Origin of the sequence: Paracoccus sp. S4493, assembly GCF_000967735.1 — a bacterium.
Classification (GTDB): Bacteria; Pseudomonadota; Alphaproteobacteria; order Rhodobacterales; family Rhodobacteraceae; genus Paracoccus; species Paracoccus marcusii.
In genome coordinates this window covers 1-503 of the sequence record NZ_JXYF01000564.1, presented here as the reverse complement: position 1 = coordinate 503, position 503 = coordinate 1, and the positions used below count along the sequence as shown (strand labels likewise).

At 67.6% G+C, this 503-nt stretch carries 1 protein-coding gene; it reads right to left on the bottom strand.

Features of this window, described 5'->3' with window-relative positions:
- On the bottom strand, positions 1–440 hold a 440-nt coding region (locus TW83_RS19060), incomplete at its 3' end, for a hypothetical protein (protein WP_045984367.1).
- Positions 441–503 lie beyond the last annotated feature (63 nt).

The window sequence follows — 503 nt, the reverse complement described above, 5'->3', positions numbered from 1 at the left end:
GCATCGCCGCGTCCCTGGATCAGTAGCAGCGCCACGATGCCCAAAACGGCCCCCAGAGCCGCAATCCCCCCGAAGACGGCCAGACCCCCTCCGAAGCTGTAAAGGGCCTGCTGGCGGCCTTTGACGGCCTCCAGGCGCATGTGGTTGGCGGCGGCCCTGATCTGATCCTCCAGCCCCCTCACGGCCTTTCCTGCGGCTTCCTGAGCGGCTGTGACGCTGTCGCGGTGCATGCGGCGGGACATCTCGGCCGCGGTGCTACCGATCTGTCGGTTCTGCTCCAGGGCGTCGATGGTGATCTTCTGCACCGAAGCCCTGAGCCGTGCCGCCTCGGCCTTGGTGGTCGCGGTCGCGGTGAGGTTGCCGACGTCCTGGCGCAGCAGCCGCACCTGGTCGGTCAAATCGGCAATCAGCTCGGCGGGGGATTTGGCGGCGGCACTCATGCGGTGCCTGCCTTCGCGTCCAGTTCGGCCAGCAGTCCGGCGATCTCTTTCTGATCGACCTCG